This window comes from Bradyrhizobium sp. BR13661, from assembly GCF_029892425.1.
Classification (GTDB): domain Bacteria; phylum Pseudomonadota; class Alphaproteobacteria; order Rhizobiales; family Xanthobacteraceae; genus Bradyrhizobium.
In genome coordinates this window covers 1-22,057 of the sequence record NZ_JARXWB010000019.1, presented here as the reverse complement: position 1 = coordinate 22,057, position 22,057 = coordinate 1, and the positions used below count along the sequence as shown (strand labels likewise).

The window sequence follows — 22,057 nt, the reverse complement described above, 5'->3', positions numbered from 1 at the left end:
GGTCGACTCCCGGTCTTATGGTTTCTTCTTCAGTCACGCTTCGGGAAAGCCCCGTAAGAGGTAAGATCGCAAGGCGCCCAGCAGGGCATTCAGGATCAACCCCAGCAGCGAGATCGTGATCAGCGGCACGAACATGTCAACGGCCTGGAAGGTGCGGGCCGCGGTCACGAGCGCGTGCCCCAATCCATCCGTCGACGTGATCATCTCAGCCAGAAACACCACGATGCAGGAAATGACAAGGCCGATCCGGCACCCGGTCAGGATCGACGGCATCGCCGCCGGCAAGACGACCTTGAACAGGATTTCATATCGCGGCGTCCCCGCCGCCATGGCCGACCAGATCAGCTTCTGCTCGACGGTCGATGCGCCGTAATAGGTGGACAGCAAAATCGGGAAAAGTGCGTCCGCCGCCACCAGCGTGATCTTCGATCCGTGGCCGAAACCGAGCAGAAGTAACAGCGCCGGATACAGCGCGACTTTCGGCAATGGCGCCAGCACCCGCACGATCGGCCGAACCACGGCATTGACCACGGGGCTGGCAGCAGCCGCGATCCCGATAGCGACACCAAGCACGACCGCAATCGCAAAGCCGGCAAACAACCGGACGAGAGTCGCCGCGATCTCCTGCTCAAATGTCCACGTCACGAGTTGCTGGATCAGGCGGCTGAAAACCACTCCCGGCGGCGGTAGTAACGCCGCGGGCGCAAGGCCCGACGATACGAGGCCCTGCCAGACCGCGATCACCAGCACAATCGGCGCGAGCCCTAGGACGACGTTCGTTGGGGAAAGACGCGATGTCATGAGAAACTCATCGGCATGTCGAACTGAGGCTCGGACCAGCGCACGAGCCGGGCGCGGACGCGCTCGAAGATCGCATCAAGAATAATTCCCATGGCGCCCACGATGATGATCATCGCGAAGACGGTGTCGTATTGCCCCATGTCGAGCGCGTTGAACAAAATGTTCCCCGCCCCAGACTGTCGAGCGATCATCTCGCTGGTGATCATCGTGATGAGCGCGAGCACCAGGCCGGTCCGACACCCGGTCAGGATCTCCGGGAGCGCGGCCGGCAGAACGATCCGGACCAGGCGCTGCAACGGCGACAGCCCCATGGCCGCACTCGACCACAGCATCTTCTCTTCGACCGCCTTGGCACCTTCAAAACTGTGATAGATCACCGGCAGGCTGACCCCGAGGAAGATCACCAGAATTTTTGTCGCTTCGCCGACGCCGAGCCAAAGCATGATGATTGGCATGAGCGCGGCCTTCGGCACTGGATAGATGATCATCAGAAGCGGATTGAAGAACGCTTCGACCGCCCGGCTCCGCCCCATCAACAAACCCAAAGGGATCGAGAAAAGCACGGCTATGCCAAACCCGATCGCCATGCGACGAAGCGAGGCCATGATGTTGATCAGGGATTCCTTGTCGCCCAGGATGTCCGGGATCGCGCGAATTGCCTCAAGCGCTGTCGGAAAGCTGTCGTTCTTCAGCACCAGTGCCGCAACCTGCCACACCGCCATCAATCCGATGCAAGCCAGAACCGGTGCCGCACGCTTTGCCAAGGCAGCAGGCGACATCATGAGGAAGAGCCGGCTGCGTCGCTCTCATCGAACATACGTTCGATATCGACGACGTGTTTCTGGTAGCGCGGGTCGAGCAACAGCTCATTGCGGCGGCGTGGTCGCGGCAGATCGATGTCAATGACCTCCCGAATACGGCCCGGCGACTTCGACATCATCACGACCTTATCCGAAAGGAAGACGGCTTCATCGACCGAGTGGGTGACGAACAGCACAGTCTTTCGGTCACGTTCCCAGATATTGAGGAGATCGTTCTGGAGCCGCGTGCGGGTGTGAGCATCGAGCGCACCGAACGGCTCGTCCATCAACAGAACTTCAGGATGGTAGGCGAGCGTCCGGGCCAGAGCGACGCGCTGCTTCATGCCTCCCGACAGCTCCTTCGGGTAAAAATTCTCATAGCCCTTGAGGCCGACCATCTCGATCAGAGCGCGACTCTGCGCTTCGGCTTCGGTGGCTCGCACGCCCTGCTGGCGCGGACCATACATCACATTGCCCAGCACGGTCTTCCACGGGAACAGTGCGAACTCCTGGAACACCGGCCCACGATCCGGCCCCGGGCCCGTGATAGCCTTTCCCTTCATCCTTGCAGCGCCGCTGGTGGGACTGACAAAGCCACCGACGATGTAGAGCAGCGTCGACTTGCCGCAGCCGGACGGGCCGAGGATGGAGACGAACGCCCCATCCTCGATCGTCACGGAGATATCCGACAACGCCAAATGGTCCTTGCGCGCCGAGGTCTGGAAGACCTGCGAGACGCGGTCGATCTCGATGATTGCAGAAGCCGGCTTTTGTGACGTCACCGGTCTCACCCATTCGCTCGATCTCGAAGGCACTACCTTCATCCCGTCTCTCGCTTCACTCATGCGCGGACGACGTCACGCAACAGTACTGCTGAATGTCCTCCAACAGCGGCACGAGCTTAGCAAGAAACTTGCCAAACAGGGCGCCCCTTGTGCGCGCTCAGTCGAACCACGGCCACTCCGCCGGTCCCTCATGCGTGATCGCTCCGCCCGGCGCCTGACCGACCAGACGCGCATATTTTGCGAGTGCGCCCGCGCGATGGCGCGGCGGACGTTGCTTCCAGTTACGTTGCCGCGTCGCAAGTTCCTGTTCGTCGACCAGCAGATCCATCCGGCGGCCAGCGGCATCAATCCTGATTTTGTCGCCATCGTGCACGAGCGCCAGCGGACCGCCGACAAACGCCTCGGGCGAGACATAGCCGATGCACATGCCGCGCGTGGCACCGGAGAACCGTCCGTCTGTGATCAGGGCGACCTTCTCGCCCATGCCCTGGCCGTAGATCAACGCAGTGACGCCAAGCATCTCGCGCATGCCGGGACCTCCGACCGGCCCTTCATTGCGGATCACCAAAACCTCGCCAGCCTTGTAGCTGCGGTTACGAACGGCCGCGACGCAAGCCTCTTCATCCTCGAAAACGCGCGCAACGCCCTCGAAAAACTGACTCTTCAAGCCTGCAACCTTGATGACGGCGCCATCGGGGCAGAGGTTTCCCTTCAGCACCGCAACGCCGCCATCGGGCATGATCGGTGCGCGAGCGGCGTAAACGACCTCGCCATCGGGCGCATTGGCCGCACCATATTCTTCCGCAAGCGTGCGGCCCGTGATGGTTAGGCAACTGCCATCGATATGCCCGCTCTCAATCAGCTCGCGGATCACAACGGCGGCACCACCGATATCGTAGACATCCTTGGCCGTGTACTTGCCGCCCGGCCGCAGATTTCCGATCAGCGGCGTCCTGGCAAAGACCTCACCGACGTCATCGATCGTGAACGCAATACCGGCCTCGTTCGCGATCGCCGGCAAATGCAATGCGGCATTGGTCGAGCCTCCCGTTGCAGCGACGATCGCGGCTCCGTTCTCCAGCGATTTTCGTGTCACGATCTCGCGCGGCAGCGGCCCACCACGCTCCAGCATCTCCATAATCAGCCGTCCCGCGCGCCGCGAGATCTGGGCGCGCTCGGCATAGACCCCAGGCACCATCGACACGTTGGGAATGGTCAGGCCCATCGCCTCCGACACCATCCCCATGGTGTTCGCGGTAAACTGACCGGCGCAGGCACCGATGGTCGGTAAGCAGGCGCGCTCGATCCGCTCAAGCGTCGGGGCATCGATCTCGCCGGTCATGAAGCTGCCAACAGCCTCGTAGGAGTCAAGGACGGTCAACGTCCTCCCGTCCACGCGCCCCGGCAGCGAGCTGCCCCCGTAAATGAAGATGGAAGGTACGTTGCAACGAACCATGCCCATCATCACGCCCGGAAGCGTCTTGTCGCATCCGCCGTATCCAATTAGCGCATCGTAAGCGAGGCCGTGCACGACAGCCTCGATGGAATCAGCGATCAGTTCGCGCGAAAACAGCGAGAACTTCATCCCCTCGTGGTTCATGCTGATTCCGTCGGACACCGAGATCGTCGAGAATTCCCTCGGCGTGCCGCCGGCTCCCTCGATCCCGGTCTTCGCCGCGGCCACCTGGAAGTCGTGGGTCATATTGCAGGGCGTCTGCTCGCCCTTCATGCTGACAATGCCCACCATCGGCCTGGCGATAGCCGCGTCGTCCAGCCCCATCGCACGCATGAATGCGCGATGCGGAGCCCGGTCGAGCCCATCAGTCGTTATCCGTGATCGCAACTTCTTCATGCTTGCATCATCTTCATGCAATGTCCCGCACGTGGCGGGACATTGCGACCTCGTTGATCTCACAGACGATCGACTGCCTATTGCAGCGGCGCGACGATCGTCGGGTGCTTGAACTGCGCGACATCCAGCTTTGGCAGCATTCCCGTCTCCGCATAGATGTCCAGCATCTTCTGGATCGCAGGGAAATTCGGCGCCGCGCCGGGATCGCGACCGAAATCGTTGTCCTTAAGCAGGTAGGTCTCGAGCACCGGAATCGGCGCCTTCAGGACTTCATTGACGACCTTCAACGTCTCCTCGCGGTTCGCCAGCACCTTCTTCATGCCCGATGTGATGTCGCGGACATAGGCCTTGACCAACTCCGGGTTCTTGTCGACGAAATCGGCGCGGCAGGCCTCAAGGATGTGCACGATGTTCGGCATGGCCTGCGACAACGAGAACAGCTTGCGAGTGCCGCCCTTCGCCTCCGCGCGTGCGGCAAACGGCTGGTTCATGTTCACCGCGTCGACCCGGCCCTGGCGTAGCGCATCTTCGGAAACGGCAAAGCCGACCTCGACCAGCTTGATGTCCTTTGCCGGATCGACACCATTCTGCTTCAGCAGCAGGTTGAACGGGCCTTGCGTGCCGCCGCCGATCACGGAAATGCCGACCGTCTTGCCTTTGAGATCCGCAATCGCCTTGATCGGCGAGTCATCCATCACCGCCCAGTAGACCGAGAAGCCGCCGGGCTTCTCGAACACATGCTGGGCCACAATGTAGGCCTTGAGATTGCCGCCGACCACGCCGTTGGCCAGCGAGAGCGGCGCCTGCGTCGCACAATCGAGTGCGCCGGCGGCCAGTGCCTGCGTCATAGGCGCAGTGCCCTGAAACTGGGTCCATTCGATGTTGTAGATCTTGCCGATATCGGGAAATTCGGCCGGCCTGCGCATCATCCAGTATTTGGATTCCTCCGCCGGGATGGTCCAGCCCACTCGGATCGTCTGCTGCGCCCGTAAGGGGCCAGCGCACGCGATCATGGCCGCCATGGCCCCCATTGCCAGCATCCACCTCGAACCTTCCCGCATCGTGCCCACTCCGTTGCTACGGCGCCGACCGACGCCACTCCACCCGACCGTCCCAAATGTTTCATGGTTCAAACAATCAGGCAAGCCATGCATGCCGGCCCACTTTAGTCGCGGACCGCGTCATGTATGGTGCTGCAGAGCTCGCGCGCCGTCGCGCTACGGGAGAAGGAAACAACCTATGGCTGATGCGACCAAGGCAAACCCACAAGGCGTCGAGAGACTCGGCTATCTGGGCCTTGGACTGATGGGAACGCCGATGACCCGGCGCCTGCTCATGGCCGGCTATCAAGTCAGTGTCTGGAATCGCTCGGAGGGCAAAGTCGCTCCGCTCGTCGAAGCCGGCGCCAAGCGCGCGGAAACGCCACGCGACTTGCTGGCGAACTGCGACATCGTCTTTATGTGCGTGACGGATGCTGCCGCCGTCGAAGAAGTCATCTTCGGACCCGAGGGTCTCGCGGCAGCCCCCGGCACGGGCAAGCTCGTGGTCGATTTCTCGTCGATCCATCCGGACGCCGCACGCGAGCTTGCAGCGCGATTGAGAGGCGCGAACGGTGCCGGCTGGATTGACGCACCGGTGTCCGGTGGCACCAAGGGTGCCGAGGAAGGCACGCTTGCCATCATGGCGGGCGGAGAAGCGGGGGATATCGAAAGGACGCGGCCCTACGTCCTCGCGATGGCACGCAGGTTCACCCACATGGGTCCGACCGGGGCTGGCCAAACCACAAAGCTGTGCAACCAGGTGATCGTCGGATGCGCAATGGCCGTGCTTGCGGAAGCAACGCGCCTTGCCTCGAATGCGGGGATTGACGCGAGCCGGCTCCCCGAAGCGCTCGCCGGTGGCTTTGCGGATTCGATCCCGCTTCAGCTCTTCGTCCCGCGCATGGTCCAGGGCATCCACTCGCCGCCGCTCGGCCATATTGCGACGATGCTGAAGGATCTCGATACGATCGCCGATGTAGCACAGGCGACGTCAACGCCAGTGCCGATGGCGACCCTCGCCGGGCAGATCTTCAGGCTTGCCAAGGCTGCGCGCGGTGCTGACGCGGACGCCTTGGAGATCTACAAGCTCTCCGCCGCACAGCATTGAATCGCCTCACGACTTCTTGCGCTCGTCGTCAGCCAGAAACTGGCCATACGTCCCTCGCGCAAACAGCAACGGCTCTTTTGCGTTGTAGGCATAGGCCTCGACCGCACCGAGAAAGATCACGTGATCACCGCCATAATAGCGGTTGACGGATCGGCACTGAAAATTCGCCACGCTTTCGGCAAGTACCGGCGCGTTGCCAAGGCCCGGTGTCCAGTCGACACCGGTAAACTTGTCCTCGGACGATTTCGCAAATTTATTCGCGAGAGCCTGCTGCGAGGTACCCAGCACGTGGACGGTGAAATGACTGGCGCTCTGAAACACGGTCAGGCTCGATGAATAGACGCCGAGGCTCCAGAGAACCAGGGGGGGATTCAAGGAGACCGACGCGAACGAGTTGCAGGTGATGCCGTACGGCTTGCCATCGGCGGCCGTGGCCGTGATGATCGTGACGCCCGTTCCATAGGTGCCGAGCGCATTGCGGAAGTCACGGGGATCGATCGACGAGCTGTCGCTCGCGAGCTCGTTGGCGGGATCCGGGGCGGCCGGCTGCTTTGGCTGATCATTCATCGGCCGGCCTCACAAGGTGAGATTCTCGGACGGCAGTCCGAGTGCCACGCGTCCATAGTTCGTTCCGGCCGCATCAAAATTAAACGCGAGGTGGGAATTGATCGCATGCGCATCGCGGAACTGCCGCTGTAGCACGCCCGTCGTGAACAATCCGCGCGCCCCGCTCGCCGCAAACAGCATCGAAACGGCGTCAGTGCACAAATTGACCGAGAAGGCACCATCGCGCCGATATCTGGTCTTGGTCGTCATGTCGGGCGAGTAGTTGCGTCGCGCATCCTGCATCGCCTCGGTACAGGCCGCGCGCATGACGAGGCGCGCAGCATCGATCTTGGCGGAGGCTTCCGCGATTTTGATCTGCGTGCTCTGGAAGTCGCTCAGCTTGGCGCGGTTGTAGGTCGAGATACGGTGACGCGCGACTTCCGTATAATCATCCAGGCAGGCCTGCGCATTCCCCAGCGCGACGCCGGAGAGAACGTAAGGAAACAACGAGAACACCGGCAGCGCATAGAGAGGATTGGGATTCACCTTGCTGCCTGGCGTTGCGCCCCCTGCAAGGTCACCCACGGCGACCGTCAAGTGCTCGGGGACAAAGGCGTCCCTGACTTCGACGTCCGATGACCCTGTGCCGCGTAGTCCCGCGACGTTCCAGGTATCGAGGATCTTGTAGTCGGCCCTGGGCAGCAGAAAGATGCGATACTCGATGCCGTCGGCTTCATCGTCCGATGAGACGACGCTTGCGAGCATGTTCCAGGCGCAGGAGCCGACGCCCGACGAGAATGGCCAACTGCCGCGTAACCGGTAACCGCCCTCAACCCTGCTGGCGCGGCCGGCGGGAAAGATAAACGATGACGCGATCAGCACATCCGGGTCCGTGCCCCAGACCAGATCCTGTGCGCGCTGCGCGAACATGCCGAGCATCCAGTGATGGCTTGCCAGATTAGCAAGATTCCAGGCCACCGATGCGTCGGCCCGGCTGATCAACTCGGCACAATCGATCAGGGCCACATAGTCGAGCTCGGCGCCGCCAACGCGCTTCGGCTGAAGCATGCGGAACAGGCCGGCATCGTGCAGATCACGCTCCGTCTCCGGCGGCAGGTGCCGGAGCTCCTCAGTGCGCGCCGCGCGCTCCCGTAGTTGCGGCACAAGCGACCGGGCCTTGGCAATCATCGTCGCATAGGCTCGTTCGCCGGAGCCTGCCGACTGCCCCATACTCGGCTCTTGACCAGGCGCCATTCCTGTCCCTCGCTCTCACATATTTATGCGGCGGGAACCCTGCCAAATCAAGCTGCCGCCGCCCTCAGTCCGAGGTCGCGGCCTTGCGCAGCCCGAACGCCCCTTTATCGGCCAAGGCCGCAATCCGGCTTTCATCGTAACCGAGCGTCTCGCGCAGGACGCCTTCCGTATGCTCGCCCAGCAATGGTGCCGCCACCGGGTCGATGGCCGCCGTTAGGCTCATGCTGATCGGCGGCTCGATGTTCGGTACCCACTCCGCCGTGCGATGCGGGATCCGGCTCAGGCGCGCCCGATCCCGCGCTTCGGGTGCATTGAACCCCTCCTCGACCGTCCGGAGATAGCCGACCGGGATGTTGGCCAACTTCATCTTCGCCATCCAATTCTCGAGCGTGTCGCTCGCGAACACCTCCGCAATGGCCGCACGCAGGAGTTCCTTGTTCTCGGACCGCGCCTTTCGCGTCGCGAACTGGGGCGCGTTGATGAGATCCGGACGATTCAGCACCTGGACGACCAGCCGTCGATACAGTCGGTCATTCGCGCAAGCCATGTAAAGCGGGCCATCGGATGCCTCGTAAACACCTACGGTGGGCGACCCGCTCGGCGAGTTGCCAAATCGCCCGGGATTCTGGCCGCTGATCAAATAGGCCATGCCATAGAAGCCGGTCATTCCCATGGCGACGTCGAACAGGGCGACCTCGACATGCTGGCCACGGCCGAGCCGATCCCGCGCCAATAGCGCGAGAAGGATCGCATTGCAGGCCGACATCCCCGTCGCCATGTCGACGATCGGCGGGCCAGTACGAACCGCGGGGCCGTCGGCAAACCCGTTGAGTGACATGAAGCCACTCTCGGCTTGCGTGATCGGGTCGAAGCCAGGACGCGAGGCGAACGGTCCGGTACGTCCGTAGGCGGAGATCGAGCAATAGACCAGCCGCGGGTTGAGCGGAGCGACGGCCTCATAGTCCAGACCAAATTTCTTCATCACGCCGCTGGAAAAATTCTCGACGACCACATCCGCCTTGCGGATCAGATCCAGCGCAATTTCGCGCGCCTCCGGAACTGCAAGATCGAGCGCGATGCCGATCTTGTTGCGGTTCAAGCTCAGATAGGCCGCACTTTCGCCGCCGATTTCGGCATGCTCGTACCCGCGCGTGTCGTCGCCACCATCGGGATTTTCGATCTTGATGACGCGCGCACCGAAATCAGCCAGCGTCTGTGTACAGGCCGGACCCGCGACCACGCGGGTGAAATCGACGACCAATAACCCATCGAGTGCGGTTGGCCCTCCTGCCGCCCGCGACGAACGCTCCGGCAATTGAGGCTTGGTGGACATCCCTGGGGCTCCCCTTGCATCGGCTTGTGCTCGCCGAATTTCCAGCAGGCGAACTTAAAGCCCGGCTCGGCCTGCTTCGCAAGTGCTTCAGCGGCAACGCTTCAATACGTAAAATGAGCCCGGCAGGGGTGAAGCCTCAAATGGACGTTCCGCTTCACGGGAAACCCTGTTCAGCGAAGCGACCTTCGCCAGTAGAGCGTGTGCGACCAGGCCCAGGGGACCTCGGGCTTGAAGAGCTGATAGCCAGCCTTGATAAAGTTATTCGCTGAGGCAAGATTATCCGTCGTATCGGAGACGATGCCGGTCCATCCGACACGACGTCCCTGCGCTTCGGCAGCCCGCATCAATCTGAGCTGAAGCCCGTGGCCCCAATGGCGCTGCAAGACGCCGACCCTGGAGAAGTAGCCGCAATTCCGCGAATGGGTGGACGGCACGACGCCCGCGAATGCAACGGCATCGTCGCCGCGGTAAGCGAGCCACCACGTTCCCTTCTCGAACGGCGGCATGGCCGCAGCATCGCAGAAGGTCAGCCGATGCAGATCGGCCAAGGTATCGGCGATCTCATCATCTGACGCGTCGACCATACGAATTCTGTACATGGCATGCCCCTAGGAACGATGCGATGACCTCGATCGACCTCTCGGCGATGTCACCGCCGGGAAAGACTCACTTGCCCAGCACGACCTTCACGCCAAGCCAGACAGCACCCATCAGGCCGGTGGCGATCACCGTAATCACAGCCTTGAAGGTGTAGCTCTGCGCCTGCTCCACGCTCTTTCGCCAGCGCCGCAGGTGCTGAAAGTCCGCCCTCATTTCGTGTCCCACCCACTGAACCACCCACATGGTGAAAGCATCCGCCGCAGCGCCGGCGCCGCCGATGTCGATGAAGACGCGCAAGCGTAGCAAGGGATCGGCGGCCACCTTCCCGATCCGCCCCGCAGCTCGCGCCTCCGACAGCAGCGAAGCAAAATAGGCGCCCTCGAAGGCGCGCGCATAGTCGCCTTCCCAGATGTGGTCGTAGCGCTCCGGATAGAGCTTCTGGTCGAGCAGCCGCTCCTCCTCGAGCACATCGGGAAACCAGGGATTGTCGCGCCAGTTGGCTTTCACCACCAGCGCGCCATCAGGCTGGCGCGTGCGCAGAAAATCGTCGATCGCATCGCTCTTGCGGCGCGGATTCCAGCTCGCCCACAGCTCGGAGTCCTTGGCGCGAATGGTCGGCCGCAGCAGCGCGAGGCTGCGCGCGCTCAGTGACTGCGCTTCGTCGATCCAGGCGATGCGGAATCCCTCCAGTGATTTGATCGAGTCGGCCGTGTGATCCTGAAGTCCGCGAAAGATGATCAGCCCGTCGCCGGGCGTCTCGATCTTGTCACTGAAGATTTTAAAACCGTGCCCGAGCTTGAGGCTCGCGATCTTGCCTTCGATCAGCCGCTTCGACGATTGCGCCAGCGTCCGCTGCGCCTCGCGGATGCAGACCGCGAGCGTGCCGCGCTCGGCCTGGCAGCTCTCGACCAGCAGCTCGCCGAAGAAATGCGATTTGCCCGAGCCGCGTCCGCCGTAAACGCCCTTGTAGCGGGCGGGTTTCAGCAGCGGCTCGAAGATTTTTGCGGTTGGAATTTTCAAGGTCGACATGGCAAGCGCCTCTTCTCCAGCGAGGACGCTAGGATCCCCCGCCGCTGGACTTTCCGGGATGCACGACGATGCGTTCGATCCGGTGGATCAATTCCAGCGCCTCGTCTTCACCGTTCTCGGCCTGTTGCGCCGCCCTGCCCCAGCCGCGATCGAGGATCGCATTGGCGGCCGAGACGCGCGCGGCCGGCGTCGCCTCGCTGCTGCGCATGACGCCGACGAGAACATTGATGGCGGTCCTGGTATGGCCGCGCGCGACCGACCGTATCTCGGTCAACGTGCGCGCCTTCGACGTCCTCTTCGGAACGGGCGGGTCGAAGTCCGACATATCGATCTTGATAAAACCATCACTCATGCAAAAATCTCCCACACCACAATTGCGACCAGGCCCGCGAGCGCGAGCGATATCAGATAGACCGTCATCGTTTCTCCAAAGAAATAACAGTGCGGCAGATCGCGGCATGACACGCGATCGTTTCGGCGCGAACCTTATCCCCTCCGGGGACCGCGGCGGCGCAAGCAAAGGCTCGCGCCGCGGGCCGGCACGTTCGCGCGTGCACGGCCAATAAAGCTGGTTCGGACGGCGGCGCGCTGATCGGCGCTCCATGAACGCGTTTCAACGAGGGCGAGGCCGCGATGCGCGGGACGCCGTCCGATTCCTGAAATCGAAACGAAAAAGCCCGCAGCGGATGTTTCCGCGCGGGCCCGACATACTCGTTTCGATGATGCCATTATGCCGGTGTTTTGCCCGACGTGTCAAACGAACACCGGCTGCTGAAGTCAGGGACGCGGAGATACTCGCGTGAGTATCCGAACGTCCTTGGAAGCGCCGTGCGTCGGCTGATCAACTCGACCGACCTTCTCCACGCTCTTCGCCCCCGGCTCATATGCAAACGCGTCTTGCATCCACTTGGGCCAACCGGTTGACTGAGACGTTTGGCTTGCCGGCGCAATGCTCGTAGGCCCCACAGGGATCCCTCGCGTTCTCTCGCTCATCGCTGTTCCTCTCGGGATAATGACGTCTCAATTCGATTGACGAGTGGCGACGGATTATCCGGATGCACGATCACGCGTTCGATCCGCGTCAGCAATTGCAGTGGGCCTTGGTCGTTAGCCAACGGTTGGGCCGGCTTTCCCCAACCCCGATCGAGCAGTTCCTTTGCAGCGGCCACACGCGCAAACGGGTTTGCGGTCTCTCTTATCATGATAGAAGATAGCACATGGATTGCCGTCTCGGTCCTGCTCCGCGCCAACGCCTGGATGTCCGCCAACGTTGGAGCCATGTAGTCTTCATTGGTGATTGGCTGAGCGACGTGCTGATATACAGGCGCCCGTCTCCTAATCCTGGTCATTCTAGAATCTTCCTCAGATAGACAATTGCATCTCCGGAAAAGGAAAGCCCGCGGCGGATTGCTCCGCGCGGGCTGAACTGAACTCTTTCGATGATGCCATTTTGCCAGTGTTTTGCCCGACGTGTCAAACGCCATGTCGGCCCGGGTCAACGCGCCGATTCTTTGCGTAGATTTAGTACAGCGATCAGTCGCGCAAGCCACGAGATCAACTCCCATGCGCGCATGGCTCCAAACACCTCAGAAGCGAGATCACGCCGATCGCGACCAAGGTCAAGAGCATTGATCTCCGACGCAAGCTCTCTAAGTCTTCCAATGAGTTGGACATAGATCTCACTCACCTCGAAGTTCGTCCTACGAAGTGGATCGGGGTCCAATTGATTAATGAAATAAGGAAAGGGCGGCGCGACCAAGTCAATCTCACTCGAACTTAACGGGCCAGTCAATTCGCGGTCGATATATCTCAGGCTCTCCTCGTATCTGTCTGCCGCTTCTCGCAGCGCGTTTACGCATTTCCTCTTAGTTTCCCCATCTTCTCCAGAGCCAGCACGATGATCCGACTCCCAGGCCTCTATCTCGGAGAAGAGCCGCCAGAGTTCTGCACCTCCGGACATGGCACTCGTACCCGCTTTCCGGAGTTCCGTTTGCACTTTGGGCCACTTAACGCCCGCGTTTGCAAAGAAGGTCATTGAACGCCTCTCAGTCCATCAACGAACTGTCCAAATTCCTTGCTATGCAAATCCCTCAATTCTTCAAATCGCTCCTTAAAAGGCGCCTGACGCATCGATTCCTTGACGTCATTCTCCAACAACTTTTTTGCGTTCGGAGGCAGGTCGAGGATATTCCTCAACTCGAAACAGCTTGCGTAATACGCGATAACAATGCCCATGAAGAACTTCGTTCTGTCAGTCTGGGCATCGTCGCCCTTCATGAACTCTCCCATAAACCTGAGTTGCAGGTCACGACCCTGCGTAAGCAGATTGTTATAAAGCTGTACCTGCGCGTTCCGCGTTGCGAGCCCAAGATTGTCGCCCGCCACGCCGAGGCTCTTGGTGGCTAGCTCAAGATTGTTACCCGCCACAGCCAGGCTGTTTGTCGCCAATCCGATACTCGTCCTCGAGGCTTCGAGCGATTTCCAAGAGAAATAGAAGCCTGCGATAACGGCACAAAGCTGGACTAAGCTAATGATGTTAGTCGTAGATATAGGCTCAAGGTGAAACATTGCCGCCTCCAAATATTGGCTAGGCGCCGAGACCAATGTACTTCACATAATTATCTACCTTTAATTGTTTTTCTCACGCTCGACAAGTAGTCGTCAGCTCGTAGGATCGGTTGAGCGAAGCGAAACCCATCAAATTTCACCATAACAAAATGCCCGTCACCGATCACTCCGCGCGGGCTGAACCAAACTTTTCGATGATGCCACTCTGCCAGTGTTTTGCCCGACGGGTCAACTTCTTTCTGAGGAAAAACCGAATCTGTTCCGGTGGTGTGACGCTTCACGGAACGTCACTCTTGCTCCGGCTAGGCCCGATGCTGTGCGGCTTGTTGAGGAAGAATTCCCGGTTACCAAATGCCGCTTCCGCGTATTGATCGATCGAGACCTGGATGGCCTCGATGTGCGCTCGGCACCAACCTTCTCGCGTTGAAAGGCGCCGGGCTTGGTCGAGTGCTCTCAGAAACTCCGGCGGGCTCTCCATGTCGGAAAAATACCTTGGCCGCTCAGCTACCATTTCCGTCCTCCCAGCACGCGCTTCTTAGCCCCTCGCGGTTCTGCCTTCTTCATCTCGTCTCGCTTCGAAACGAGTTCGTCCACCTTCGCCTGCATGCGGGAAAGCAGAGCTTCAGCCGAGGCTGTGCCTAACCCCGCCCGCTGGAGTTGGAGGATTTCTTTGCGCTGACGGCTTATCTGCGTGCGCATGTGCTCGATCTCCGAGCGGATGTATTCGAGTGTCGGCATTGACCAAACCTGCGATTTGGTCGAAAAGAACAAAAAGAGAACATAGAGTCAAGTCCGGCTTGGCCCTCTATCCATTCCGCCGCATAAGCGTTGGTCCCGGATGAGACAGGGTCGTCAGCAGAAGGTCAGGCGTACTGATGTGCAATCTCTACTCGATCACGACCAACCAGGCTGCGATCGCGGATCTCTTCCGCGTTATCAGGCGCTATGAGGGCAATCTGCCGCCGATGCCCGGCGTGTTTCCGGACTACCCCGCCCCCGTCATTCGCAATGGCGACGACGGCGAGCGCGAGATCGCGATGATGCGCTGGGGCATGCCGCCGCCGCCGGAGAAGGGCGGCACGCCAGTGACCAACATCCGCATGCCTTCCTTCAAGCACTGGCGGCAATGGCTCGGGCCGGAGCATCGGTGTCTCGTGCCGGCCAACAGCTTTGCCGAGTACGCGCCGGAGCCGAACCCGGAGACGAAGAAGAAAGACATCGTATGGTTTGCGCTTGCGGAGTCGCGACCGCTGTTTGCATTCGCCGGCATCTGGACCACCTTCAACGGTGATCGCGGCACGAAGTCAAAGCCGGTGCCGGGGCCGCATCAGGTTTATGGATTTCTCACAACCAGGCCGAATGCGGTGGTCGAGCCGATTCATCCGAAGGCGATGCCGGTGATCCTGACTACGGATGAGGAGCGGGACGTGTGGCTGCGGGCGCCGTGGGACGAAGCGAAGGCGCTGCAACGACCGTTGCCAGACGACACGCTCGCGATCGTGGCCCGCGGGAGCGACAAGGAAGACGTCGGGATTATTTGAGTAGTTTGCAGCTCGCGTTGTTTCAGAATTCCGGAACGTGCGATTAAATATTATCCTCGGCAAACTCGACATCATCGATCGGCCGAATGGGCCCGAAGGCATCGGCGAGTTCGAGACGAGCCGCTTGGCGAATTGACTTGATTTGCCCTTGACTAAGCACGACAGCGCCGTGCGAGGTGGTCCGCTCTCCGAAACAAATTGTTGCGTGAGAATCATAGTCACCTGGCAGGACGTGGTCCAACACGCAAAATGAACGTACCGACACCTCGGAAGCATTCAGCTTGATGGGGGATTGCAGTGAGCGAACTTTTTGGACCAGAGCCGAAGAAACGCCTTTGATCTCCCCTTTCGGGTTGGCCCCTGCCTTCACAACATCCTGGTCGAACACCGCCCGCGTTGTAAACGACGCACGAGAGACAGACTGTCCGTCGCGCTTCATGGATTTGCTGTCGAAAGAATCAAGCGCCAGCTTCCCTCCGTCGACGGGCGTCTGCTCAAAGACCGCAAAATAGATAATCTCTTCATCTTGCACGGGCCCAAAGCCGTTGCCAGGGCCGCGATGGTGCTGCGTCTTTTGCTCCTCGTCGCACTCCGACATGGAAGCTATCCGACGATATCCTCAACGATGGAGACGAATGCCGCTGGCACCCATGCATCCAGCGCAATGCCTTCGAGGCTTTTTGAGTAGCTTGTCTCGGCGTTCTTAAGCGCGACTGACACGGTACCATCGCCGGTAAAAATCAGCGCTGCTCCCATAGTCTCGCTTCGCCATTGCAGCGTGAGAACGCCATCATCAGACATCATGACGCGCGGCCTGCCAGGAAGCCTATTCCGACGAAGGAATATAATAGCCTCGTCGACAGCGCGCGTCGCCGCGGCGAGATCTTCGGCGTCGACCTTGCCACTCTCAAGCGTCTCGCGGATTTGCTCGATAGTTGCCGTCAGATCGGGGGAATTAAAGATCAAGACTGGAAGATCTTCGAGATTGCCCGACGGTGGGAGCGGACTCTGCATGCAACCATTTCCGGTGCCCATGTAGGCAAATGAGGACGAGTTGCCTCCCCACGATGTGGAGAAAACTCCATAGGTCGGCGTCAGAAAATTACTCCCTCCTCCAATAATAGCCGTCATCCCGGATTGCTGCGCGGGGCGGAGGTTGAATATCGCGGAGGTTTCAAAATCCGATCGATAGATCGCCGTCATCCCGGATACGTGCCGACGGCGCACCGTGGTAGCTACATTCAGGTCTATGAATGTTGCAGAGGTATCAAAATCCGACCGATATACTGGCTGGAAAGACGTCACCTCGACATCAACGCAGCGAACGGTGACACCGTTACCGTTCATCGAATTGAAGAGCCCATCCGTAGCTGCCTCGATCGCACGCACCGGCGTGGTGCGAGCATCGATATCATCCCGTGCCAGAACTGCGCTTCTCATCGAACTTCGCCTGAAATCAAATTTTCCGAATTCAATCGGAACAGCTCTTCAAATATAGGAATCAGCTGTTCTTTTTCAAAAGGACCAGTGTGCTCGGCCGGCGTATTGTGATCGGTCTCCAGGCTAGTCACGTGGACCATGTCATTGGATGCCGGAACAACACTCACCTGCCGGACAAGGTGCTGAAGCATCACCTGTCCAAATATCAGCGAACTAAGCGTCGTCAGCCGGTTCAACGTCAGATCGGCCACGACCTGGCTGTCGAGCGGCCAGTTGATCCGGAAGATCATCTCGCGAGCCCTATTGGGATCGATACTGATTGACTTTGCAAGGCCGACAATCTGCTCATAGCTTTCCTGCCGAGAATTGGCCACGAGAAAGAATTGACCACCGAAGGCAATTCGATTGACGGGGAATTCAAGTCCGGAGAGCAGTTGTCTGGCCAACCGCTCGAATTCAGGCAAAAGCACGTTGGCGGGCCCGACCGTCGGCGCGATACCCGGCTGAGCCACCTCTGGATCGACAAACAACAGTAGATCGAGCCGGTTGCCGACAATGCCCACCTGGACCAAGCCGCCAAAATCGTGCCCGGAATACTGCTTGCCCCCGCCAACCGACGTACGGTTTTCGGCCTCATGCTCGCCGGTGGCGAGCATCCAGAATTTTTCTGACGGCGCGATCACCTCTGTCGAAAATACAGTCAGACGCACCAGATGGATCAGCCAGTCGGGCATCCGAACAAGAACCTCTGATTGAGCAGGCGAGCAAGTGGCGACAGGTAGGCGTGGAACCCTAGCAGGACAAGTGAAGAGCCTGCAACATTCCGGTAAACGTTCCGAAAAGAGCAATTATGAAACGGCCTGACACTTTGTATCGAATTCGCGGCCGCCGCGAGAGACAGAAGTGTCAGCCACCGTTGATGCGATTGGGGCCCCGTGGTCTGTCACGCCGGAGGTCGCGGGTTCGAGCCCCATCTCTCGCGCCATTTAATGACATAATATCAATCACTTAAATTTGGCCGATACGGACCTTTCGACACAGGAGTGTAAGGACGCAGGAGTGTCGGGAGGATCGGCGCGCCCTGACACTTTTTATCCGGTTTCGGTCGCCCTTTCCGGGAATCCCGGGGCGTTCTCGCTTGTTCGAAAGCAAAAATCCCGCGATGGACGTTTCCCGCGCGGGCTGAACCAGAAATTCCGATGATGCCATTATGCCCCTGTTTTGCCCGACGCATCAAGCTCATTTTCAGGATAAACCGAAACGGCCCCGGCGCTGACGGGGGGGGCTTTGGCGCCGGAGCCGCCATTCCAGGCCGGTCAATCGGCGGGAGACCGGCCACGCCATCAAGCCGGGGCCCCAGGCGTGGTTCCTAACGGCGGAACGGGCCGGCTTGCCAGCAAGCAAGATGAGTAAGCGGCTGAAAAGGCGCAAATAGCATATCGCAAAGACGTGTGCGGGATGGCGCGCCGACCCCTCAAATGTTGGAGACTCTCCGCAGTACGAGTCGTACAGTTAATCAACACCGCAAGGCCCGTGGCACATATCGGTGATGAGAACGCCCGTCGCGCTCCCGCCCACCTCGAACAAGGGAGCAGCGCCATGTTGAAGCGCCGTCGTTTCAAGCAGACCAAATCACTTCACGAGAGGCTCGCCGACCAAGCGGCGCGATTGCGCGAAGAAGCGCGCGCGCTCGCGCCGGGACAGCGCCGCGAGATTCTGCTGCGCCGCGCGCGGCAGGACGAGACGGCGATCCAGATCGAGGCCTGGCTGTATTCGCCGGGCCTGAGGGCGCCAACATGAGCGGGCAGTATCGCGCCTATCTGGTCGGTGAGAACGGTGTCTTCCGCGGCGCCGAGGCGTTCGAGGCCCCGTCCGACACGTCCGCCCTCGCCGTTGCGCAGCGGTTTACGCGCCGCGGTGACGTTGAGGTGTGGCAGCTTGGCCGCAAGATCGGCAAGCTGAAGGGCCCCTGGCCGCCGGAGGCGTGAACTCCTGCGGCTCAAGCGCGATGAGATCAGGTTGAATCGTCATCGCGCTTTCGCTCTTTGTTTGAGCATGATCTTTTCGGAAAACCGCTTCACACTTTGCGCTCACGCGGCCCTTCGGGTCCGGATCATGCTAGTGCCTGAGGCTTTCGACCTCGAACGTGAACCTGACCTGCATGACGGGCCCAGATGCATCGCGAACCTCGATCGCCATGTCCTGACGCCCCGTCGCAGGCGGAAAGCCGTCCACCGCATCCCGCGCCATGTCGGCGAGTGACCTTGCAGCCTCGCCTGCACCTCGCGCAGGCTCGAGAGTTCCTGCCCTTCTTCATCGACGGCGAGCAGATCGCCTTCCAGCAGATCGAAATAATAGCGCGGCATGGCCAGCCTCCTCTGTCTGGGGAATGCAGAGCGCCGCCCTGCGTTCCTCAAAGCAGAGATGAGACCACAGCCGCCGCAACCGGACACGTCAGGTCGATGACGGAGCGTCGTTTTCGGAAGCGACCCTGGCTCCGGCGCCGGACGTGCGGTCCCGCATCGCCAGCTCGACCTGGTCCGCAAGAACGGTCAGATGGCTCGCGAGCCGTTCGAACAGCTCGCGCTTGGCGCTATCCGTTGCGAGATCGCGGATCAGCGCGCATTCGGCGGCATCCTTGCGCAGCTTCTCGATCTGCGTCTGGTAATCCATCATGACATCGTCTCCTCGACATCATTGCCAAATGTCCTTGCGGCAGGCGTCGCACCGGTAGATCAGGACAGACCGCTCGCGCCGCACGTCGAGCATCGAGTTGATGTAGCGCGACGGCGTCTTGCAGGCAGGGCAGGATGGTCCCGGCGGCGCGCGGCCAGGCACGTGATGCTCGGCTTCCCTCGTCTCGGTCATGATCAGAAACCTCCCTGGCCAGCGGGTTCCTAAGTGTCAAAGTGCACACTTGTTCCTAAAGGACGGCGCGAAATGCCCCCCGGTCAATCCGGCAGCAAACCTGACATATGCCAAGTCCGTGCGCCTGGAACCCTGCGGGCCGCTCGTCTACGCCGCGCGCGACATCTCCGCTGTCCGCTCGATCTGCGCTTCCAGCACGGCGATCGAGGTCCGCAGATTATCGCGGCGCGCGCGCAAGGCCTGGGCCAGCATGGAATAGGTGGGACTGCGAGGGTCGGCATTGCCGGAACTGCACTCCTCCTCGGCGATATCGCCGTCGAGCATCTGGATCCGCCAGGAGAGGTCGGAGATCAGCGCGTGGAGCTGCAGGGACGCGGTGGTGTCGAAACGGGACATGGACTGCATGTGATCGCCTCAATCTGAAACGGCCCGACGGGCCGGGCCGGGATTAAGACCTCGTGCAGCAAGAGCGATGCCAGCTTCCGGGACGAACCAGAGCCAGAGCCTCTACTCTTCCTTCAGCTTCCGCTCGATATAGGCGTCCACCGTCTCGGCGAAGGAGCGCTGCACGCCGACCGAGGTGACATGCAGATCGAGCGCGTCCTGCTGCAGCACGCGCAGGCCGCGATGGCGCGCGCTGACCGGCGCCATCGCGAGATAATCGTCGATGGCGCCCATCGCGAGCGGAATTCCCTTTGGATCTCCGCGCGCGATCAGCAAACGCAGAAAGCTCAGGCTATCGGCCAGTCCCGACATGGGTTCGTCTTCAGCGCTGTCGCGATTTCGGCTTGGGCTTCCTGACGGGCTGGGTGTGCGTGCCGAACAACATCAGCAGCAACGCGACTTCTTCCTTCGAACCGACCTGAATGACCTGCATCATGGTTGTCTCCTTTTCGCTTCGTTGGTCGAGGCGAAGCGTGACGGCGTTCACACAGATCTGGTTTCAGGATTGTTTCAAAGCTGTTTCGTCGCCAGTGCAGGCCGCGGCGACGGATGTTCAGTTCGGCTGCCAGCCGATGATGGCACCGACGAGGCACAGCAGCGAGCCGAACACCGTGCCGACCATCTGCATCCAGTAGCGGATCGGCATGGTGTCCCGGTAAAACTCCTGCCGCGACCATCGCGACCAGTCGAGCCAGTCGTCACTGACGAAGAGGATCTTCCGCTCGACATAGCCATACCAGGCCTTGCGGGCCAGGTAGATGCTGAAGCCGATCGTGGCAAACCGGTAAAGCAGATCAAGAGCGGGATTTACATGCGACATCTGGCGAAGGGCAACGGCGACCAAGACAATATCTCTGCATGTCTTGGTGTCGCTGGAAGCGGCACAGGTTCAACCCAATCGGCCGAACCTGCCTCAGGGCAAAAGGAAGTCTTTGGAACGCTGCCTCGTGCTAATGATTGATCAAATGAGCGAACACTTCGGAGGAAGACGGCGATGCGTTCGATCTTGGCCTTGAGCGTTTTGATAACCCTGAGCGGGGTTGCGAACGCGGCAAGTGAACATCATGGGCACCACCGCCACGGAGCGGCTCGTCCCCATTATCACGTGTACCCGTCGGGCCGGACTTCGGGTTTTGCCCATGCGCCGCGGCAATATGATCGGTCGGCCAACCCCTGTAACAGGCCAGAACCATATTTCGGTGCTTGTCAGGGTTACGCACCCGGCGAAAAGGAGCAATTTCTCGATAGCGTGCTCAGCCCCTATTAGGTGAGAGCCCGTAAACTACGGACATATGAAAGCCCGCCGCGGATGCACCGGGCGGGCGAACCAAACTCGTTTCGATGATGGCATCATGCCGGTGTTTTGCCCGACGTATCAAACGAATGAATGGGTCGACTTTGAAGTCCGGTGTTGGACCGAAAGCAGATGTTACACGATCGCGCCCGGCTTGCCCGCTGAGGGGCCAACAGGCGACGGAGCACGGTCGGTCATCTATGTAGGACGCCGTAACTCAGGGCCGTACGACGCTCCCATCCCATCGCCGAAATTCAACCGTCTCGTCCGGAGCGCCGTACTTCTGCCAGCTCACCACTTCTTCGGCCGGATCATCGGTTATCCAAGCATCGCTCAGAACACCAGAAAACCGCCTGAGCGCAATAACGCTGACATTACCGATGAGGTCAGCGAGATAGCGTTCGACTGCGGTGACCTCGTCGAGACCAGACAGATCAGCAAGGATGCTCCCATGCGTGTGGGCGGGACATCCGTCGAAGCCCAGCGTCCAATCGCCGTCCGGGCAGGTCACAAGAAATTTCAGCTGACCATCGGGGCTGACGTATTCGCCGACTAGCATCGCATATGTTTCCACCCGTGGAACTCAGAGATAGTCGCCCTGCGCGGGAGCTATCACGAACACCATTAGATGTTCGTCCGGGTGCCTACAATGTCGGCTGTGGGTCTTGGTTGTGTGCAAACGCACAGGTCGGGAGCGGCCGTTGCCGCCAATCATTGCAGTCGGCCGATGTCGTCGGGTCCGATCGTCAATGAC

Annotated in this window: 28 protein-coding genes and 1 pseudogene; 4 read left to right on the top strand and 25 right to left on the bottom strand. The window is 60.4% G+C overall.

The window, feature by feature from the left end; translation table 11 throughout:
* Positions 1–33 precede the first annotated feature (33 nt).
* The 5 genes from M2427_RS27215 to M2427_RS27195 all read right to left on the bottom strand — a co-directional run bounded on the left by M2427_RS27215 (position 34) and on the right by M2427_RS27195 (position 5,299).
* Positions 34–801, bottom strand: coding sequence for an ABC transporter permease subunit (locus tag M2427_RS27215; RefSeq protein ID WP_280709956.1), 768 nt, complete (start codon positions 799–801; stop codon positions 34–36).
* The gene (locus M2427_RS27210; RefSeq protein WP_348521949.1) at positions 798–1,583 is read right to left on the bottom strand and encodes an ABC transporter permease; all 786 of its coding nucleotides are present in this window, start codon (positions 1,581–1,583) and stop codon (positions 798–800) included. Before M2427_RS27210 ends, M2427_RS27215 begins: the two co-directional genes overlap by 4 nt.
* A complete protein-coding gene (locus M2427_RS27205; RefSeq protein WP_280709954.1) occupies positions 1,580–2,425 on the bottom strand; it encodes an ABC transporter ATP-binding protein in 846 nt (281 codons plus the stop codon). The genes M2427_RS27210 and M2427_RS27205 overlap by 4 nt, the downstream gene beginning before the upstream one ends.
* Before the next feature lie 118 nt (positions 2,426–2,543).
* Positions 2,544–4,238, bottom strand: a complete 1,695-nt coding sequence (gene ilvD / locus M2427_RS27200) for a dihydroxy-acid dehydratase (protein ID WP_280709953.1) — start codon at positions 4,236–4,238, stop codon at positions 2,544–2,546.
* Positions 4,239–4,315: 77 nt separating this feature from the next.
* Positions 4,316–5,299 carry an ABC transporter substrate-binding protein gene (locus tag M2427_RS27195; protein WP_280709952.1) on the bottom strand — a complete coding sequence of 328 codons (984 nt, stop codon included), beginning with the start codon at positions 5,297–5,299 and terminating at the stop codon, positions 4,316–4,318.
* Positions 5,300–5,477: 178 nt separating this feature from the next.
* Between M2427_RS27195 and M2427_RS27190 the strand changes: the two genes are divergently transcribed.
* The gene (locus M2427_RS27190; RefSeq protein WP_280709951.1) at positions 5,478–6,386 is read left to right on the top strand and encodes an NAD(P)-dependent oxidoreductase; all 909 of its coding nucleotides are present in this window, start codon (positions 5,478–5,480) and stop codon (positions 6,384–6,386) included.
* Positions 6,387–6,392: 6 nt separating this feature from the next.
* On the opposite strand, the gene M2427_RS27185 is transcribed toward M2427_RS27190, so the two are convergent.
* From M2427_RS27185 to M2427_RS27135, 11 genes and pseudogenes are all read right to left on the bottom strand, one after another.
* On the bottom strand, positions 6,393–6,953 hold the full coding sequence (locus M2427_RS27185) for a flavin reductase family protein (RefSeq protein ID WP_280709950.1): 561 nt from the start codon (positions 6,951–6,953) through the stop codon (positions 6,393–6,395).
* 9 nt (positions 6,954–6,962) lie between these two features.
* Complete coding sequence (locus M2427_RS27180; protein ID WP_348521948.1) at positions 6,963–8,186, bottom strand: acyl-CoA dehydrogenase family protein; 1,224 nt, start codon at positions 8,184–8,186, stop codon at positions 6,963–6,965.
* Between the two features lie 64 nt (positions 8,187–8,250).
* Positions 8,251–9,519, bottom strand: coding sequence for a CoA transferase (locus tag M2427_RS27175; protein WP_280709948.1), 1,269 nt, complete (start codon positions 9,517–9,519; stop codon positions 8,251–8,253).
* Positions 9,520–9,689: 170 nt separating this feature from the next.
* Positions 9,690–10,118, bottom strand: a complete 429-nt coding sequence (locus M2427_RS27170; protein WP_280709947.1) for a GNAT family N-acetyltransferase — start codon at positions 10,116–10,118, stop codon at positions 9,690–9,692.
* 415 nt (positions 10,119–10,533) lie between these two features.
* Positions 10,534–11,148, bottom strand: a pseudogene (locus M2427_RS42125) (phage terminase large subunit); the annotation flags it as partial.
* A gap of 28 nt (positions 11,149–11,176) precedes the next feature.
* Positions 11,177–11,473, bottom strand: coding sequence for a hypothetical protein (locus M2427_RS27160; protein ID WP_280710063.1), 297 nt, complete (start codon positions 11,471–11,473; stop codon positions 11,177–11,179).
* Between the two features lie 1,170 nt (positions 11,474–12,643).
* Entirely contained in the window at positions 12,644–13,183 is a 540-nt protein-coding gene (locus M2427_RS27155) for a hypothetical protein (protein WP_280709945.1), read from the bottom strand.
* Positions 13,180–13,596 carry a hypothetical protein gene (locus M2427_RS27150; RefSeq protein WP_280709944.1) on the bottom strand — a complete coding sequence of 139 codons (417 nt, stop codon included), beginning with the start codon at positions 13,594–13,596 and terminating at the stop codon, positions 13,180–13,182. Before M2427_RS27150 ends, M2427_RS27155 begins: the two co-directional genes overlap by 4 nt.
* A 170-nt stretch (positions 13,597–13,766) precedes the next feature.
* Complete coding sequence (locus M2427_RS27145) at positions 13,767–13,997, bottom strand: hypothetical protein (protein ID WP_065724908.1); 231 nt, start codon at positions 13,995–13,997, stop codon at positions 13,767–13,769.
* Positions 13,994–14,227, bottom strand: coding sequence for a hypothetical protein (locus M2427_RS27140; protein ID WP_280709943.1), 234 nt, complete (start codon positions 14,225–14,227; stop codon positions 13,994–13,996). Before M2427_RS27140 ends, M2427_RS27145 begins: the two co-directional genes overlap by 4 nt.
* Positions 14,221–14,454 carry a hypothetical protein gene (locus tag M2427_RS27135; RefSeq protein WP_280709942.1) on the bottom strand — a complete coding sequence of 78 codons (234 nt, stop codon included), beginning with the start codon at positions 14,452–14,454 and terminating at the stop codon, positions 14,221–14,223. Before M2427_RS27135 ends, M2427_RS27140 begins: the two co-directional genes overlap by 7 nt.
* Positions 14,455–14,591: 137 nt before the next feature.
* Between M2427_RS27135 and M2427_RS27130 the strand changes: the two genes are divergently transcribed.
* On the top strand, positions 14,592–15,257 hold the full coding sequence (locus tag M2427_RS27130; protein WP_280709941.1) for an SOS response-associated peptidase: 666 nt from the start codon (positions 14,592–14,594) through the stop codon (positions 15,255–15,257).
* A 43-nt stretch (positions 15,258–15,300) separates the two neighbouring features.
* Here M2427_RS27130 and M2427_RS27125 read toward each other — a convergent pair whose 3' ends face one another.
* From M2427_RS27125 to M2427_RS27115, 3 genes are read right to left on the bottom strand one after another with little or no spacing between them, the layout of a single operon-like run.
* Positions 15,301–15,855: a hypothetical protein gene (locus M2427_RS27125; RefSeq protein ID WP_280709940.1), complete on the bottom strand. Its 555-nt coding sequence runs from the start codon at positions 15,853–15,855 to the stop codon at positions 15,301–15,303.
* A gap of 5 nt (positions 15,856–15,860) precedes the next feature.
* Positions 15,861–16,697 carry a hypothetical protein gene (locus tag M2427_RS27120; RefSeq protein WP_280709939.1) on the bottom strand — a complete coding sequence of 279 codons (837 nt, stop codon included), beginning with the start codon at positions 16,695–16,697 and terminating at the stop codon, positions 15,861–15,863.
* Positions 16,694–17,431: a hypothetical protein gene (locus M2427_RS27115; RefSeq protein ID WP_280709938.1), complete on the bottom strand. Its 738-nt coding sequence runs from the start codon at positions 17,429–17,431 to the stop codon at positions 16,694–16,696. The genes M2427_RS27120 and M2427_RS27115 overlap by 4 nt, the downstream gene beginning before the upstream one ends.
* Before the next feature lie 865 nt (positions 17,432–18,296).
* Between M2427_RS27115 and M2427_RS27110 the strand changes: the two genes are divergently transcribed.
* Both M2427_RS27110 and M2427_RS27105 read left to right on the top strand, forming a co-directional pair.
* Complete coding sequence (locus M2427_RS27110; protein ID WP_280709937.1) at positions 18,297–18,497, top strand: hypothetical protein; 201 nt, start codon at positions 18,297–18,299, stop codon at positions 18,495–18,497.
* On the top strand, positions 18,494–18,685 hold the full coding sequence (locus M2427_RS27105; RefSeq protein WP_280709936.1) for a hypothetical protein: 192 nt from the start codon (positions 18,494–18,496) through the stop codon (positions 18,683–18,685). The genes M2427_RS27110 and M2427_RS27105 overlap by 4 nt, the downstream gene beginning before the upstream one ends.
* Positions 18,686–19,151: 466 nt before the next feature.
* Here M2427_RS27105 and M2427_RS27095 read toward each other — a convergent pair whose 3' ends face one another.
* The 6 genes from M2427_RS27095 to M2427_RS27070 all read right to left on the bottom strand — a co-directional run bounded on the left by M2427_RS27095 (position 19,152) and on the right by M2427_RS27070 (position 21,862).
* Positions 19,152–19,373: a hypothetical protein gene (locus M2427_RS27095; protein WP_280709935.1), complete on the bottom strand. Its 222-nt coding sequence runs from the start codon at positions 19,371–19,373 to the stop codon at positions 19,152–19,154.
* 18 nt (positions 19,374–19,391) lie between these two features.
* Positions 19,392–19,565 carry a hypothetical protein gene (locus M2427_RS27090; protein ID WP_280709934.1) on the bottom strand — a complete coding sequence of 58 codons (174 nt, stop codon included), beginning with the start codon at positions 19,563–19,565 and terminating at the stop codon, positions 19,392–19,394.
* Between the two features lie 147 nt (positions 19,566–19,712).
* Positions 19,713–19,970 (bottom strand): hypothetical protein, encoded by a 258-nt coding sequence (locus M2427_RS27085; RefSeq protein WP_280709933.1) that lies wholly within the window; start codon positions 19,968–19,970, stop codon positions 19,713–19,715.
* A 102-nt stretch (positions 19,971–20,072) separates the two neighbouring features.
* Positions 20,073–20,321 (bottom strand): hypothetical protein, encoded by a 249-nt coding sequence (locus M2427_RS27080; protein WP_280709932.1) that lies wholly within the window; start codon positions 20,319–20,321, stop codon positions 20,073–20,075.
* Positions 20,322–20,562: 241 nt separating this feature from the next.
* On the bottom strand, positions 20,563–20,853 hold the full coding sequence (locus M2427_RS27075; RefSeq protein ID WP_280709931.1) for a hypothetical protein: 291 nt from the start codon (positions 20,851–20,853) through the stop codon (positions 20,563–20,565).
* 667 nt (positions 20,854–21,520) lie between these two features.
* On the bottom strand, positions 21,521–21,862 hold the full coding sequence (locus M2427_RS27070; protein WP_280709930.1) for a hypothetical protein: 342 nt from the start codon (positions 21,860–21,862) through the stop codon (positions 21,521–21,523).
* Positions 21,863–22,057 lie beyond the last annotated feature (195 nt).